Origin of the sequence: Micromonospora sp. TSRI0369 (assembly GCF_001905625.1) — a bacterium.
GTDB classification, from domain to species: domain Bacteria; phylum Actinomycetota; class Actinomycetes; order Mycobacteriales; family Micromonosporaceae; genus Micromonospora; species Micromonospora echinospora_A.
In genome coordinates this window covers 63,482-78,249 of record NZ_LIVU01000014.1, presented here as the reverse complement: position 1 = coordinate 78,249, position 14,768 = coordinate 63,482, and the positions used below count along the sequence as shown (strand labels likewise).

General features: G+C 69.2%; 10 protein-coding genes and 1 pseudogene. 4 read left to right on the top strand and 7 right to left on the bottom strand.

Going from position 1 to position 14,768, the window contains the following annotated elements:
• Nucleotides 1–2: 2 nt before the first annotated feature.
• Nucleotides 3–629, top strand: a complete 627-nt coding sequence (locus AMK25_RS29385; RefSeq protein WP_073831611.1) for a VOC family protein — start codon at nt 3–5, stop codon at nt 627–629.
• 111 nt (nt 630–740) lie between these two features.
• Nucleotides 741–1,232: a GNAT family N-acetyltransferase gene (locus AMK25_RS29380; protein ID WP_158070684.1), complete on the top strand. Its 492-nt coding sequence runs from the start codon at nt 741–743 to the stop codon at nt 1,230–1,232.
• A 60-nt stretch (nt 1,233–1,292) separates the two neighbouring features.
• Here the strand turns inward: AMK25_RS29380 and AMK25_RS29375 are convergent, their stop codons facing one another.
• Nucleotides 1,293–1,829 carry an RICIN domain-containing protein gene (locus AMK25_RS29375; RefSeq protein ID WP_143194806.1) on the bottom strand — a complete coding sequence of 179 codons (537 nt, stop codon included), beginning with the start codon at nt 1,827–1,829 and terminating at the stop codon, nt 1,293–1,295.
• Nucleotides 1,830–2,291: 462 nt separating this feature from the next.
• Here AMK25_RS29375 and AMK25_RS32865 point away from each other — a divergent pair.
• Nucleotides 2,292–2,429: pseudogene (locus AMK25_RS32865) on the top strand (IS256 family transposase); the annotation flags it as partial.
• A 49-nt stretch (nt 2,430–2,478) separates the two neighbouring features.
• Here AMK25_RS32865 and AMK25_RS29370 read toward each other — a convergent pair.
• From AMK25_RS29370 to AMK25_RS29360, 3 genes are all read right to left on the bottom strand, one after another.
• Nucleotides 2,479–7,251 (bottom strand): golvesin C-terminal-like domain-containing protein, encoded by a 4,773-nt coding sequence (locus tag AMK25_RS29370; protein ID WP_206744916.1) that lies wholly within the window; start codon nt 7,249–7,251, stop codon nt 2,479–2,481.
• 235 nt (nt 7,252–7,486) lie between these two features.
• The gene (locus AMK25_RS29365) at nt 7,487–8,458 is read right to left on the bottom strand and encodes an ArsR/SmtB family transcription factor (protein ID WP_241826545.1); all 972 of its coding nucleotides are present in this window, start codon (nt 8,456–8,458) and stop codon (nt 7,487–7,489) included.
• A gap of 245 nt (nt 8,459–8,703) precedes the next feature.
• Complete coding sequence (locus AMK25_RS29360; RefSeq protein WP_073831606.1) at nt 8,704–9,666, bottom strand: N-acetylmuramoyl-L-alanine amidase; 963 nt, start codon at nt 9,664–9,666, stop codon at nt 8,704–8,706.
• 686 nt (nt 9,667–10,352) lie between these two features.
• On the opposite strand from AMK25_RS29360, the gene AMK25_RS29355 reads away from it, so the two are divergent.
• On the top strand, nt 10,353–12,086 hold the full coding sequence (locus tag AMK25_RS29355) for a hypothetical protein (protein WP_073831605.1): 1,734 nt from the start codon (nt 10,353–10,355) through the stop codon (nt 12,084–12,086).
• Nucleotides 12,087–12,182: 96 nt separating this feature from the next.
• Here the strand turns inward: AMK25_RS29355 and AMK25_RS29350 are convergent, their stop codons facing one another.
• The 3 genes from AMK25_RS29350 to AMK25_RS29340 all read right to left on the bottom strand — a co-directional run bounded on the left by AMK25_RS29350 (nt 12,183) and on the right by AMK25_RS29340 (nt 14,760).
• Nucleotides 12,183–12,704: an AAA family ATPase gene (locus tag AMK25_RS29350; RefSeq protein ID WP_241826544.1), complete on the bottom strand. Its 522-nt coding sequence runs from the start codon at nt 12,702–12,704 to the stop codon at nt 12,183–12,185.
• A 356-nt stretch (nt 12,705–13,060) separates the two neighbouring features.
• Nucleotides 13,061–13,717, bottom strand: a complete 657-nt coding sequence (locus tag AMK25_RS29345; RefSeq protein WP_073831604.1) for a response regulator — start codon at nt 13,715–13,717, stop codon at nt 13,061–13,063.
• Nucleotides 13,714–14,760 (bottom strand): sensor histidine kinase, encoded by a 1,047-nt coding sequence (locus AMK25_RS29340; RefSeq protein WP_241826543.1) that lies wholly within the window; start codon nt 14,758–14,760, stop codon nt 13,714–13,716. The genes AMK25_RS29345 and AMK25_RS29340 overlap by 4 nt, the downstream gene beginning before the upstream one ends.
• Nucleotides 14,761–14,768 lie beyond the last annotated feature (8 nt).

The window sequence follows — 14,768 nt, the reverse complement described above, 5'->3', positions numbered from 1 at the left end:
GCATGACGGTGCGGATCACGGCAGGGCAGTTCCACGCGGCCGACGGTGTCGAGGACTGGCGCTGCCTCTACCACGTGGTCTCGGCGTATTTCCGCACCGGCTCGCTGGCCAAGGGCATAGCGTTCGTCGATGAGGTCGGCGGGCTGGTCGGTGGCGCGGAGCAGCAGTACGTCAACATCGATCTGCGTCACGTCGGCGTAACGGTGTCCCTGATGTCGCGCGACGTTGCGCTGGCCCGCCGGATCTCGGCTGCCGCCAGGGAGCTCGGCATCCCCGCCGACCCGACCGCCGTGCAGCTCATCAACGTCACCCTCGATGCCCTGGTGGGCGCGGAGGTGCTGCCGTTCTGGCGGGCGCTGCTGGGTTACCGCCAGATCGGTGACGACTATCTGGCCGACCCGGCGCGCCGGGGTCCGGGCTTCGGGGTGCAGCCGATGGATGCTCGGCGTCCACAACGCAACCGCATGCACCTTGATGTCGCCGTCCCACATGATCAGGCCGAGGCCCGCATCGCCGCCGCATTGGCTGCGGGTGGCCAGCTGGTTTCCGACACGCACGCACCAAAGTGGTGGGTCTTGGCCGACGCCGAGGGCAACGAGGCGTGCGTCGCCACCTGGGTCGGCCGATAACAGCGGCTCACTTCGAGGTTCACGGCCGCAATCGACCGCATCGACGCACGCTCGCCAATGTGGTCCGGCATCAACAGACACACTGGCTTGACCGTCGACCACACTGACGACATGACGACGATCGTGCCGATAGCCCTCGCCCATCCGGCGTTCGATCAGGTGGCTGCTCTGTTCGACGACTACCGGGCGCACTACGGCCAACCGTCAACCCCAGGGCTCACCCGCTCCTGGCTGCACGACCAGATCGCACAACACCGGATCTCCGTCGCTGCCGCCATCCGAGCTGATCAGGTCTGCGGCTTCATCACGGTCACGATCACGCCGGCATCGCTCATGCTGGGCACCGCATGGTCGATCCGCGATCTCTACGTGGCCCCGCTCCATCGCCGTAGCGGTATCGCGAACGCCCTGCTCCAGCACGTCATCCGCGACGCCCGTGCCGCTGGCGCGCATCGCGTTTCACTCCAGACCGAGACCGACAACATTCCCGCCCTGACGCTCTACACCGACATCGGCTTCCAGCCCGTCACCGGCCTGGAACTACTCAACCTCACTCTCGTTTCCATCCGTCAAGATCCAGGAGACACAGAGGGGTGCCGTTAGCGAGACAGGCCCGAGGCCGCTGATGCGCCTCGGGGCCTGCCTCGTGTGGAGTGGCTCACGTCAGTAGACGTTGAAGCGCTGGTTCCATTTGTTGTTGCACGTGAAGACCTGCAGCCTCGCGCCGTCGCTGTACTGAGCGTTGAGGACGTCGAGGCACAGCTCCTTGTTCCGCATGTTGTGGAGCGGACGCCAGTTCGCGTTGTCCTGGACGGGCTCCGCGTACCACCTCTGGTTGGACGCGTGGCTGCACGACCAAGTCTGCACGCGGGTGCCATTGCCCACGGTGCCGTCGACGGCCATGTCGAGGCATTTGTCGGCGATGTTGCTGTGGAACTCGTAGACATCGAAGCCGTTGTAGTAGCCGACGTGGTGGATGGTCCAGTACTGCTGGGTGTTGTAGTTCAGTCGCCACAACTGGACCGGGGTCCCGTTCGCGGCATTGCCGTTCAGCACGTCGAGCACCATCTTGGGGCTGCCCTGCGGCAGCACGCTGATGTACGTGTTGACCGCTGCGCTGGCGGGCGTGGGCATGGCGAACACGGTCGCCAACACGACGAGGCAGGCGGCGATGGCTTTGAAAACCTTTCGGGTGCGCATCTTCGGCACTCCATCTCGGGTCGGGGCGGTGCGGGCCTCGGCACCGCGTATGACGCCATCCTGAGACGGCCCGGCAGGCGCCGGCCAGACGTTTCAGGCTTGCCTTCAAGGTGTGACCGGCACGGCCGTCGGGTCACGACGATCGCACCGACGGACTCGACGATCGAAGCGAGCCGGCAACGAGCTTGAATATGCGTACGCGTAGGAATGCGGTGGGGATCCCGCGCACCTTGCTCGTCGCCGAGACCGGCCCTCAGGCCGTCCGTACCGCGTGTCGTTCTGGGTTCACCCGGCTTGGGTGGACCGAGGCTGCCGGTGCCCTTGCCGAGGATTCGGAGTTGCGAGGGCGGATGAGCCGATGCCGATGCCGATGCCGATGTGCCGGGCGACGGTGCGGCCGCTGGCGCCAACCGATAGATCCTCGCGCGCGATGATGACCGCCGCGGATGCACGACTTGATGGCAGCTCACGAAGCGGGTCCTGGAATCGGCGCTCGAGGGCGTGATCATTGATCACCAGGGCTATGGCAAGGGCGGCCCGGCGGGTGAGAACGGTGGAAGCTCCCGCAATGGTGTGCGGGCCAAGACGGTGCTGACGGATGAGCCGGTGGGATGAGCCCCGGCCACCTGACGGCGGCCGGGGCCTCGGTTCAGCAGACGTACATGGTCTTCTGGCCCACGAACGCCGCTTCGTCGGTCAGCGGTACGGTCAGATATTCCGTGCCGCTGGTCAGCAACTGGTTCTGATAGCCAGGGCTACCGATGATGTCTTCGTAGGTGCCGGTCTGCATCCGGCAGTCCTGGTGGCTGTACATCGCACCGACCATGCTGCCCTCCGCCCGGTTCTCGGTCGCGGGGATCATCAGCAGCCGGGTGCTCAGCGGAGAATTCTCCCCGCCGGTGAAGAAGTCCCAGGCGCCACCCTCCTCGGAGGTGTAGAACGGATATTCGTCGCACTGGTCTTCGGGCCGCGTCGTCGGGCAGGAGGTCTGGCCGTACGGTGCGTTCATGAACCAGCTGCGGGACTTGAGCACCTTGGGCTTCTCCGTCGAGCTGTTGACGTAGCGCAGCTGCACCCAGGGCGGGTTGGCGTCGATCGCGGCGTCGTCGTTGCGGGCGGCTCCGCGGGCGTCGAAGGCGGTGGGGAACAAGATCGGTTTGGACAGGCAGGGGTTGCCGACGATCCCGCCGCGCCGGGTCAGGTCGAGGCAGCGTTCGGCGGCGAGTTTCGCCTGTTGGTCGGTGACGATCCACCTGCCCTTGTCGTCGGTCGGCGCGCGCTTCGCCGAATAGTCGAGGATGCGTTTCTTGATCGCCGCCACGTCGTCCGCCCGCGGGCGCCGGGCGTCCGCGAAGGCCGCGGTGAGCAGGTCGGCGAAGCCCTGCTGGCCGCGGGCGGTCGGGTGGAAGGTGCCGGTGCCCGGCGTCTTCTCCCCGCTGCCGTCGGTGGACGTCGAGGTGACCGCGTTCAGCCACCGGTAGCCGTCGTCGCCACCGCACGCCCACTTCTTCTGTCCGCTGTTGCCGACGCTGATCGCCGCAGTGGTGTGGATGTAGCGGATGTCCACGCCCTCGGCGCGCAGGTCGTCGACGACCCGCGCGATGGCGATGGAGATGCGACCGGCCATCGCGTTGAGGAACAGCCGGGCCTGCGAGCTGATGTTGTAGCAGGCGTTGTTGCCTTCCTCGTTGGGGAACATCTGCGGGTAGCCCACGACGAAGATCTGGGCGTTCGGGGCGGCAGTGTGGATCGCCCGGTAGGTGGCCTTCAGCTTTGCCGGCAGCCAGTCCCGAATGATTTTTGTTTGGTAGTCGCGCAGTGGTTCGGGGTCGACGACGCCGTTCGACCGGGTCAGCCGGTAGTTCGGCCCAGAGCAGTCGTTGAGAGTGGCGATGCACCCGGTGAGCACGTCGGAGAACCGGGCGTCGTTGCCGCCGATCGAGATCGACACGTGCGTGGTCTCCGGGTCCAGCCAGCCCTGCTCCACCTGGGTCAGCTCGCCCCAGCGGTCGACCGCCTGTCCCCAGTCGGTGTGTCCCGCCGTGTCGGATGCGGCCGGCGGAACGTTGACCGCGTCGCGGGTGACGGCCGTGGTCGTCGCGCCCGAGCAGGCGAGGAAGCCGAAGCTGCCCCAGCTGTACTTCGTCGACATCTGTTCGATGGTGTAGTGGTCGTTCGGGAAGTCCCGGACGGAGTCGCGGCCGGGATCATGCACCAGGCGGGGGTACGCGCCGGCCGTCGACCGGTGGCAGGCGTCGACGTTGGAGCCCTTCGTGCCGTTGGTTCGCCTGAGGTCGCTGTTGCGGTCGTACGGCGCCACGCCCTCGCCCGACGAGTAGGAGTCGCCCAGCGCGACGTATCGGGGCATGCCGCCGACCTCTTCGGGCACGCCGGGGGGCGACGGGCTGGGCCAGCTGAACGCCACCGCGTCGAAGATGATGCTGTCGTCTCCGGTGCCGTCCTTGGCCACGGTGGTCAGCGAGACCGACGGCTGGCCCCGGAAGTTGAAGGTGCCCAGGTCGACCCACTTGTTCTGCTGCCAGGTCTGGTTGATCACCCGGTACCGGGTTTCGCCGTTGCCCAGATCGATCGTGTACTTCGCCTGTTGTGTCCAGGCGCCGAACTCGGGCACGAACACCTGGACCCGCCGCCAGCCGGTGCCGGTGTCGTTGAGCCGCCAGGTGCCAGTGACCTTGAGGTTTCCGCCCTGGGCCGCCTGGGTCCGGGTGCTGGCCCGCCAGTAGTGGCCGCCGTAACCGCCGCCGACCTGGTGGAAATCGATCTTGGACGGGTAGGTGCCGTTGGCTACCCCCGTGAAGGAGAGCTGGAACGTACCCTGGTTCTGCAGCTGTCTGGGGCATGACCGCGGCGAGGGCGAGCCGAGCGGAACGTTGTCGACCACCTTGGCGCCGGCGGCGAGGTCACCGCCGCTGTCCTGGCAGTGCGGCGGGTAGCTGATGCCGTCGCTCTCGCAGGCCGTCTGGCCGGCTGTCGTGCACCACGGGTAGCCCGGGTCGAACCGGATCTGCTCGTGGCCGCAGGTGTCGCAGACGACTCCCGGCGGCGCCTTCCACCCGACCGCGGAGTGGGCCCAGCACCTCAGGTCGTACAGGCCCGTGGTGTTCTTGTGCAGACACGGACCGGGCTTCTCGCTGCTGACGTCCGGATCGTTCGGCTGCACGGAGGCGTACGGATCGCATTGGTTGGTGCTGTCACAGAAGGTCTTCAGCGGGGGCTTGACCTTGGGCTTGTCCTCGCTCAGGTTCCACCAGGCGTAGTTGAAGCCGGGCCGCTCGACGCCCGGCGACTCGGTCGCGGAGATCGGGTTGCCGGCCCAGCCGAGCACCTTCTCCGGGTACGGCCAGTTCTGCGGCGTGCGAGCGTCGTCGTACGAGGTCATGAACGGGTGCCGGAGCGGGTCGTACCTGGGGTTGATCGGGTTGTTGAGCCACCCGACACCCCACGGGTCGGTCTCGTTCCTCTTCGGGTAGAAGCCCGAGTTGTACGCCCACACCGCGTAGAACCAGTTCTCCAGCGCGGACGGATCGGCGTTGTGCACCCGCAGCCCTGCCGCGTAGGTCTGGTTCCACTTCTCCTGCAAGATCTTCAACCCGTACGCGATGTTCGCAGTGAAGTCGAGCGCGACCGCCCGCTGGGTCTGGAACGGCAGCGAGACCTCGACCTTGTTGCCGTTGGCGTCGGTCTTCTCGTGGCCCGCCAGGCGCATGCCGTCGGTCGCCTGGGTGAGCCCGTAGCCGCAGTCGGCCTTCGTCCAGTCGATGTCCCAGTCGTCCAGCGAGGTGGCGTTGTAGATGTCGCGCCCGTAGTAGTTGCCCATCAACGGGTTCGCCGGCACGCCGGGCAGCGCGAACTTCGACGCCTGCCACATGTTGGATTCCTGGGTGATGATGCCCAGCATGATCTGCGCCGGCACCCGGCCGCCGCCGGCCAGTGGTGGCGCCGGGAACAGCGTCTGCGGCTCGTACGCCGGCATGCCGTAGCCCTTCCAGTTCGCCGGGCGCGAGGCCGCGTCATTGAGCCGGCCGAAGACCGCCTGGTCGACCGCCCACTCGACGTTGCGCGGCTTCGGCTGCACGGTCTGGTTCGCCGGGTCGTTGCGCGGCACCGAGCAGTAGCGGTCCGCCTCGACCGGTTCGGCCGAGGCGTCGGCCGCGATCCGGGAGCGGGGCGTGGTGGCCGTGGCTGCGGCGCCGAGTTTCGGATGGGTGGTTCGGCCGGCGATCGCCTCGGGTCCGGCCACCTCGGGGCTCACCTCGAAGATGAGCGACTTGCCGGTCCTGGTCACCGTCGCCGTGACGGCGACGGTGCGGGCCACGCTCGGGTCGCCGCCCTGGGTTCGCGGGTCGCCCCCGCCGGCCGCCTTGACCTGGGTGAGCGCCAGTTCGCCGCGGGTGGACAGGTCACTGTCGCGCGGAACGGCGATCCGGCGCACGGCGGCGGGCAGCGCGGAGATGTGCGCCGGCCGCCCGGTGATGAAGGTCCGGCCGCCGTCACCGCGGGCCAGGCCGACATCGGCAGAGCGGCCGCGCGCGAGCTCCCGCACGGACCGGCCGACCGCCCGCTTCACCCGGGTCTGCTGGCCGTCGGAGTCCATGAAGATGACGCCGCCGGCTGCGTCGGGCGCCAGCCGGAACGGCACCCCGGTCGCCGCGACGGACCGGGTCACCTTGCCGGTCCTCGCCACCGAGACCAGCCCGCCGGCGGCCGCCGCGACGATGCCGTCCTTGACCGGTACGGGGGAGCTCAGCTCGGTATTCAGCAGGATCGGCTTGGACAGCGTGCGTGCCGCTGCATCCACGGTGAACAGCCGGCTCCGCGGCGCGGTGGACGTCGGGTCCTCGCGGTTCTCACCGCCGAGCTGGGAGAGCACCGCCTGCTCGCCCGCGCCACAACCGGGGTTGAAGTAGGCGAGCGACGACTGCACCGGCAGCTTGGTCACCTGGCGCGTCTTCAGGTCGACGACCGCGGTGAACCCGCCGCGGTCGAACAGCTCCGCCTTGTTGGTGAAGGTGCGGGGTGCGTACACCACGACCAGCCGGCGACCCGAGCCGGTCACGCAGGCGTTGCCGATCCACAGGTCGACGTCGAAGCCCGGCTCGGCGAGGCTGGCCGCGGTCTCCCAGGTGTAGCCGGTGGCCGCCGTGGCGGTGAGAATGTGGAAGCCGTTGGCGTCGCCGGAGGTCGTCCAGATCCGGTCCGCGGAGCCGCGCCACCCCTTCGGCAGGACTCTGTCCCGGTCGCCGGGTGCGACGCGATCGGCAGGCCCGGCCGGGGCCGCCGGTGCCGCCGGCGCGGATTGCTGGGTCGCCGCCGGTTCGGCCCGGGCCACTGCCGACAGTGCCGGGCCGGAAAGCAGCGCAACGGCGGCCACGGCGGCCCCCACCGCCTTGCCAGGCGTCAATAACGTTCCTATCTTCACGGGTCTCCGTCCATTTACGGGTGCAGTGCAAACAATGGAGGGACCATGTTCTGGCTGCATGCCGACGGCAGACCACACCTTTAACCCGAGCGCGAAAGGTATGCGCGGCGAGTCTCGGATGCATAAGGCGGCAAGGTTAATTGCATTCTCGAGTAACTGCGGCACCGGCACCGTCCGACGACGGACGTCCACGCCCGGTGACCGGCGGGGGCGGAGCCTACGCCGCAGGACCCGCGGCGACGTCGATCGGCGCGCTTCGACGCGGGGTGTCGTCGAGCATCGCCGCGCCGAGTGGGGTGATCGTGTGCAGCACCGCCTTGCCGATGCGGGTGGTCCTGATCAGCCGGGCGTCGCGCAGCACGGCGGTGTGCTGGCTGATCGACGCCGCGCTCACTCCGACGCGTCCGGCCAGCTCCGAGGTGGTCTGGCCATCGCCTATTGCCTCCAGCACGTCCGCCCGGGTCGGTCCGATGAGGGCGGCGAGGGCGCCCGGCCCGGAAGGCCGCGTCGCGTCCAGGTGCCGGGTCAGGTCGTGTTCGACCGGATACACCAGCACCGGCGTGAGGGTCGGGTCCCGCAGCGTGTCGGGAGTCTTCCAGGACAGGTAGGACGGCACGAGCAGCAGCCCGCGGCCGTTGAGATGGATCGACTGGGTGGACGGCACATCGACCACGAACGCCGGAGGCTCCCAGCGCATCATCGGCCGGAAGCTCTTCAGCAGCCCCTCACCGCCGTGCTCCAGCAGCACCCGCGCCCGCCGTGCCCGGTCGGCGTCCACGTGCGCCCGTGCCTCCGCCCAGAACGGGGCGACCGCGACCGCGAACTGTGACCGCATCGCGCCGGCCAGGCGGCCCAGCACGTCGCCGTCGCCGTCGGCGAGGCGCCGCATCCAGGACGGCAGTGGCCCACCGAGGCGGGCGAGCTGCTCCATTTCGGCGCGGAGCCGGGCCGTCGGAGTGCGTAGCAGGGCCTCGATCGCGTGCGGCAGACCGAGCCCACCCTCGGCCGGGGTCAGGAAATCCGGATAATAGGCACCGTTCACCAAGGGCCGGAGCATTTCCAGATCGGCGGGTCGCATGGCTGGCACGGCCCGCCGGCGCCACCGCCCGAAGATCGCCGCCGGCCCCGGGCGGTCGAGGCGGAACACGCTGAAGACCGTCTCCCACATCGGATCGGGTGCTGCGGCCACGCGGACCCGCCCGATATCCTCCGCCGTGAAATAGATGCGCAACGAGGCTCCCGAAGACGCATGTAAATGCCGTGAGCTCGCGGCAGTCTAGCCTTGGAATATCGGAGCGCGCCACTATCGTACGCAGGTGTGATTCGCGCTTCGTTACCTTCGAGGTGATTGTGCCGTTACCGTGCCACGAAACGTCACCTCGGGCGCGTCTCCGGTTCGCCGGCGTTGCCGCACGGCGGTCGCTGCCACCGCCGTCAACCGACGAACGCGGAGCGACGCGGGTCGGCCAGCACGGCCGCGATCTCCTGGCGCAGGTCGCCCAGCATCCCGCTGAGCACCCCGCCCGGGCACTCCGTCGGCCCCCAGTCTTGATGCCCCGCGATCGCGGGTACGCTGCGGCGGAGGCCGCTTATCGGATTGACGTAGGTCACGCTGGCCAGTGGATCGACGTGGCACCAACCGGTCAGGGCGGCGAGCAACAGGGTGAGGCTGCGCCGCGCAGCCGCCGTCGGTTCGCGCGCCACGAAGGTCCCGAGCAGGACGACACCCACGTTCCCCGCGTTGTAGCCGCCCACGTGCGAGCCGTTCACCATCCAACCGGCCGGGTCGAAACCGGGCAGCACGTCCCCGCCGGAGCGCCGGCCCTCGTAGACCCGGCCTGCCTCGTCGACGAGGAAGTGGTAGCCGAAGTCGCCGTAGCCAAGGTCGATCGCCTGGTAGCGGTAGATGGCGCGCATCCGCGCGGCCGGATCAGGATCGTCGTTGCCGGTGGCGGTGTGGTGAACGGTGAACGTCTGCACCGGCCAGAACGTGGGTGGGTACTTTTCCACGCCGGCGGCGTCGAACCGCAGGGACTCGTCGGCGCCCCAGGCGGCACGGCTCAGGAAGGGCAGCCCCGCCAGCCGGGAGCGTTCTGACACCTCGGCGGACGCGGGCCGCAGGGCCGGGCCGTCGGTGCCGTTGAGGACGACCGCCCGGCTGCCGGGCGGCAGGTCGAGGTCGACGGCCGGAGCGTTGGGTACGGTGACGAAGGCCAGTTGCTCGGTCGCGGGTGCGGCGTCGCCCGCGCCGGCCGTGCAGCCGCCGGGCGCCGGGGCCCACCGGCTCCACGCCCCCGACCGGTCGGCGGAGCGCCACCGTGCCGGGGCCGAGCCGGCCGGCGACCGCAGGGCAACGACCTGGGCGTCGAATCCAGGCCGAACGATCCCGCTCCGCAACGGTCTTGTCGCCAACGTCCGGGGAGCCGGGGCGCGGTCGGACGTCGGGGCGCCAGCCCGTGCGGGTCGTGGCGTGGCCAGGACGGTTGCCGCCCCAATACCGGCGCCGAGCGCGCCGAGGAGGGTTCGCCGGTCGAGGCCACCGACTGCTGGCGTCTCGACGTCAGGACGATCGGTATGCACGATTCCTTCCCTTCGCCCGCAGTGCACATGCGTACGACAGGCATCGTGAATTCCGTCGACGCGCCGCGGCAATTCCTTTCAGTGCAGCCTTAAAGGATCGGGACAGCGCCGCTCGAATTGTTGCCTGAGGTACGCGCCGACGGCGCGGGATGAACGCCTTATACGCGCGGATGGGCGTTGCGATTGCGTCGAATGTCGTTATATCGGCGTCTTCGCAGAACTTCATGGCATCCGCAAGACCGAATCGACCTTCTTTAACTTTCCTCTGGCTGCTGGTAGAAGTGCGACATGCCCGCACGGCGTGTCACATCACTGTTGGATGAGAGCGGATCGCGACGTGCTGGCTCGCGGCTGTTGCACGGGGCGTGCCTCGCCGGGGCGGGCGCCTCGGGTTTCATGATCGGTCGACTGCTGCTCGCGGTGCTTGGTGCGGGCACCGATTCGGGGGAATGGCGCTTTTCGCAGCTGGTCAGGGCAACTCGTCGTACAGCACTGGAGGTGTGATGAGCACACCTGCCGAGGTCGACCGCCTGCTCAGCGCCGCCGACGAGATCACCGCGCGGGCCGGTCTCGGCCCGGGCACCCGGGCGGCCGTTGAGCGGGCCGTTGCCGCTGCCCGCAGTCTCGGCGATCCGGGGCGTCTGCTGCATGCTCTCGGCCGCGCCACCCTGAACCTCTCTCAGGAACGGCTCGCCGATGGCAGTGACGTCACTGAGCTGCGGGAACAGGCCGAGGAGGTCATCGCGCTCGCCGGCGATCTGCTCTCCGATCCGGACTGGCATGCCGACGCCGTGGTCCGCACCGTGCAGGCAGGCCAGATCCTGGCCGGCAGCGGGCTCGTCGATCGCGGCCGCGATGTCGTCGAACGGGTGTGGCGGTTGGTCGCGCCCCGGCCCGCCGACGGCCTCGACGCCCGCCGCGCTCGGACTGCGGCACTGACTGGGCTGGTCACCCTGCGACTCGAGACGGACCCCTCCGTCCTGGGACCGTTAGCCGCCGAGATGGTCGACCTCCAGCGTGGGCTCGCCCGCGACACCGGCGAGGCGGCCGCCGTGATCGACCTGGCGGACGCCCTCGGAATCTTCGCGCGGGTAGCCAGCAGTCTGGGGCGGCCGGACCTGACGCGGGTGGCGCTGACCGAACAGTACTCGCTGGAACAGATGTTCCAGGGCTCCGGAGCACAGAAGCGACTAGAGCGGACCGAGGCGTCGCTGGCGCAGCTGCAACAAGCCGCGCCGGAAAACCTGGTGGTGCCCGACTCGGGCGCATGGCGGATACGCCGCTCCTACCTGGATCTGCTGGCCCAGCCCTCACCATCCGGCGTTACCGCCGGCGGGTTCGCGGCGCGGCTGGCGGCGGAGTCGCGGGTGACCGGCCCCGCACCCGGCAACCGCCCGCCCGCTGACCCGTCGGTGATCGCCGATTGTGCCGCCCGGCTCGATCAAGGAATCTCTCTGGCCGACGCGGACCAGATCATCGAGGCCGACCGCGTCCTCGCCGAGCTCGCCGACGAGTTGAGCCTGTACGACGGGGCGACGTCGGACCCGGCAAGGCGGGACGTCCGGCGCCTCTGGTCCGCCGCCCTCTACCAGCGGGCGATGCTCCGGCACCGGATCGGCCACTGCGACGACGCCTGGGACCTTGCCTGGCTGTCCGTGGTCGTTGCCGTCCGGCGGCACGAGGGCCTGCTACGCGGGACCGCCACCGAGCGGGAGGCGCTGGCCGACGCGGTCACCCACATGGTCGACGCCGCCGTGGTCGCGGAAGCCACCGGACGTCACGAAGACCAGATCATGCTGCTGTCCGAGGTCATCGACCGCTGCGCGGACGCGGACGCGGCCTACCCACGGCTGCGTCGAATCCTCGGCACGGCCCTGCACAATCTCGCCGCCGCGCTGCTCGAACGCCGGCAGACAGCGACGGCGGCGCCCTTGGCCGAACATGCCTACGCCATCCGTCATGAGCTGGCCGCGCTGGACCAGCGCGCAGCCTGGGAGTACGCGAACACACTGCTGCTCACCGCCGCCCTCGCCGTCGACCGTCAGGACTGGCGAATCGCCGTCGAACGTCTCAGCGCAGTTGGGCGGCTGCTGGTTGCCTTACGGACGTACCCGGAAGCGATGGCCGGATACGCAGGACAGCTTGCCATCGAGGTCACCACCCGGGCGCCCGAGCTGGTGGACCGGGCCCGTGCCGCCGGCACCTGGCCCTATCAGACTTGGACCCCTCAGGCGTAGCGCCCACCCGTAGCGCGGAGGTTCCCAGCAGCCGGAAAGCATCGGGCCGGCCCGCCCGCCGAGCGGCTCGTCCAGCGGCGCTGCGAGCGGCATGTGTCAGTAGACCGAGGGTGGCCAGCGGTATCCGCGCCACTCATCCCATGCCGCGAATCCAGCCGGGGGGTCATCAATGGGTTCGCTGCCGTCGAGTTCGCCTCGCGTGGGGACCTCGATGTTGCCAGCCCACTGGGCGAGTTCGTCGTCGGACATGGGCCAAGTCGTGTCTGGCGCTTCGGCTTGCCGCTGATCAAGTCGTCTTCGCTGCTCGGCCGGGGTGAGTTCGAAGTAGCGCATCTCCACGGCCGCGCCGAGGTCTGCTGCTGCCTGGCGTAGAGCGGAGCGCTCGTCCCGGCTCCAGAGGCCGTAGTCGATGACGACGTTGTTGCCCAGTTCAAGGGCGCGCAGCCCGATCTGGATGAGCCGTCCTTCGATCACGGCCCCAGCTGATGGCGGGTTTTCGTGCCCGTAGAGAGCCTTGACCCACTCGTCCTTCGTGAGACGAAGTGCTTCCCGCTCGATCTCGATGCACCGAGCGGCAGTGGTCTTCCCGGTGCATGGGAGTCCGACGGTCAGGAACAACGTTGGCTGCCTCATCATCACCCGCTTCCGACCGAACCGAACTCATCATCATTGCCGCGATCCGCTCATGCCGTGGTCATCACGATCGTAGTTTGGATCGCGGTGGCGGCATTCGAACGTGTCACGGAGCAGGTGCGGCGCGATGGCGCTACAGGAGTCACTGGCTCTACCTGCGACAGCCCCCCTTCATCGGCGCCGGACAGACCTACTGGGTCGATCACGAGACCAGCGAACTGTGCGTCGATCGCGGTGGCCTCCGTATTGATAGCCGGCACGTGAAACCGCCCGAGGTGAATCTCTCGTCTTGTCGGGCCCTCGGCGCTCCTGTTTCCGCGACTCGCGTATGCGGGCGCCGATCAGGTGCCGACGCGGCGTGTCTCGTAGGCCCACATCACGATCTCGACGCGGTTGCGGGCGTTGAGCTTGCGCATCAGGGCGGCGATGTGGGTCTTGACGGTGCTGAGGCTGATGGACAGCTCATCGCCGATCTCGCTGTTGGTCCGGCCGCGAGCGGCAGCCAGCAGGACCTGTTCCTCGCGAGCGGTCAGCGGCTCGACAGGCTCAGGTGGCGCCGAGCGCGGGCGGCTGTTCGCGAAGGAGGACAGGAGCCTCGCGGTGATGTTCGGTGCGATCAGGGCGTCGCCGCGGGCCGCGGCATGGACGGCCTGGGTGAGCATCTCGGCGCCGGCGTCCTTGAGGAGGAAGCCTCGGGCGCCTGCCTTGAGCGCGCCGTAGACGTACTCGTCGAGGTCGAAGGTGGTGATGACGACGACGGCCAGAGGATCGGCGACGTCGGCCCCGGCGAGCTGGCGGGTGGCTTCGATTCCGTCGACCTCGGGCATGCGGATGTCCAGCAGGCACACATCGGGACGCAGCGAACGGGCCATGGAGATCGCCCGGCGGCCGTCGGCGGCGTCGCCGACGACGGCGATGCCCGGTTGGGCGTCCAGGATCATGCAGAGCCCTGCCCTGACGATGTCCTGGTCGTCGGCGACCAGCACGCGGATGGTCATGACGCGCGCGCTGTCCGAGGAAGCGAGGCGTCGACGCTCCAGCCGCCGTCCGGGGCAGGTCCCGCCCGGAGGGTGCCGCCGAGCAGGCTCGCCCGCTCGGCCATGCCGCGCAGCCCGTAGCCGGCGTGCGGGGAACTCGTCGTGGTCGCCTCGCCGTCATCGCGCACCCGCAGGTGCACCTGGTCGCGGGATGCGGTGACGTCGACGGTGACTCCGGTGGCGCCGCGGGCGTGGCGGGTCGCGTTGGTGACCGCCTCGGCGGCGATCAGGTAGAGGGCGGTGCCGACTGCCGGCTCAACGGCCTCGGCGTCACCGGAGACCTGCACGCGGACGCCCAGCACCTCGCCGCCGGGACGAGCGAGTCGTTCGATGTCCACCACTCCTCGCCGAGGGGCGAGATCGGCGTCCGTACCGTCGCGCAGCACGCCCACGAGGGCTCGCATCTCCCTGAGCGTCCGGGACGCCTCTTCCTCGATGGTGACCAGGGTGGCCAGCGCGCGCTCCGGATCTGCGGCGGCCAGCGCGCGACCTGCCTGTGCCTGGACGGCGATGGCCGAGACGTGATGGCCGACCGTGTCGTGCAGCTCGCGGGCGAGCTCGTTGCGCTGGTGGAGCCGGACCTGCTCGACGTCGCGGTCGTGGCTTCTGGTGCGGTAGCGCACTGCCGCTCCGAGCGCGGCCGAGCACAGGAAGAAGCCGTAACCGGCGACCTTCTCCGCGGGTGAGGTCGACTCCGCGACGAGGGTGACGGGTAGCCAGATGAGGATGATGCCGAGTCCGAGGGCAACCTCGCGGCCTGCCCCCCAGCGCAGCAGGGCGTAGGGCAACACGAGCAGCCCTGCGATGCCCAGCAGGCCGGTGGCGTCAATGACCGCGATCCTCGCGACGTCGAAGACGAGAACGGCCCCGAAGGCAACGGTTACCGCGGCCAGCGGTCGCGTGCGTCGATACAGCAGGCACGCCGCGACCACGACGCTGACACCGACCAGCAGCGGCGCCCATGCCCTGTCGTCGCGCAGCAGCATCTCGACGACCGAGATCACGACAAGAG

Bases quoted from the DNA above. Each gene is read 5' to 3' on its own strand.
- AMK25_RS29385 (WP_073831611.1), top strand. From the start codon at position 3: ATGACGGTGCGGATCACGGCAGGGCAGTTCCACGCGGCCGACGGTGTC.
- AMK25_RS29380 (WP_158070684.1), top strand. From the start codon at position 741: ATGACGACGATCGTGCCGATAGCCCTCGCCCATCCGGCGTTCGATCAG.
- AMK25_RS29375 (WP_143194806.1), bottom strand. From the start codon at position 1,829: ATGCGCACCCGAAAGGTTTTCAAAGCCATCGCCGCCTGCCTCGTCGTG.
- AMK25_RS29355 (WP_073831605.1), top strand. From the start codon at position 10,353: ATGAGCACACCTGCCGAGGTCGACCGCCTGCTCAGCGCCGCCGACGAG.
- AMK25_RS29345 (WP_073831604.1), bottom strand. From the start codon at position 13,717: ATGACCATCCGCGTGCTGGTCGCCGACGACCAGGACATCGTCAGGGCA.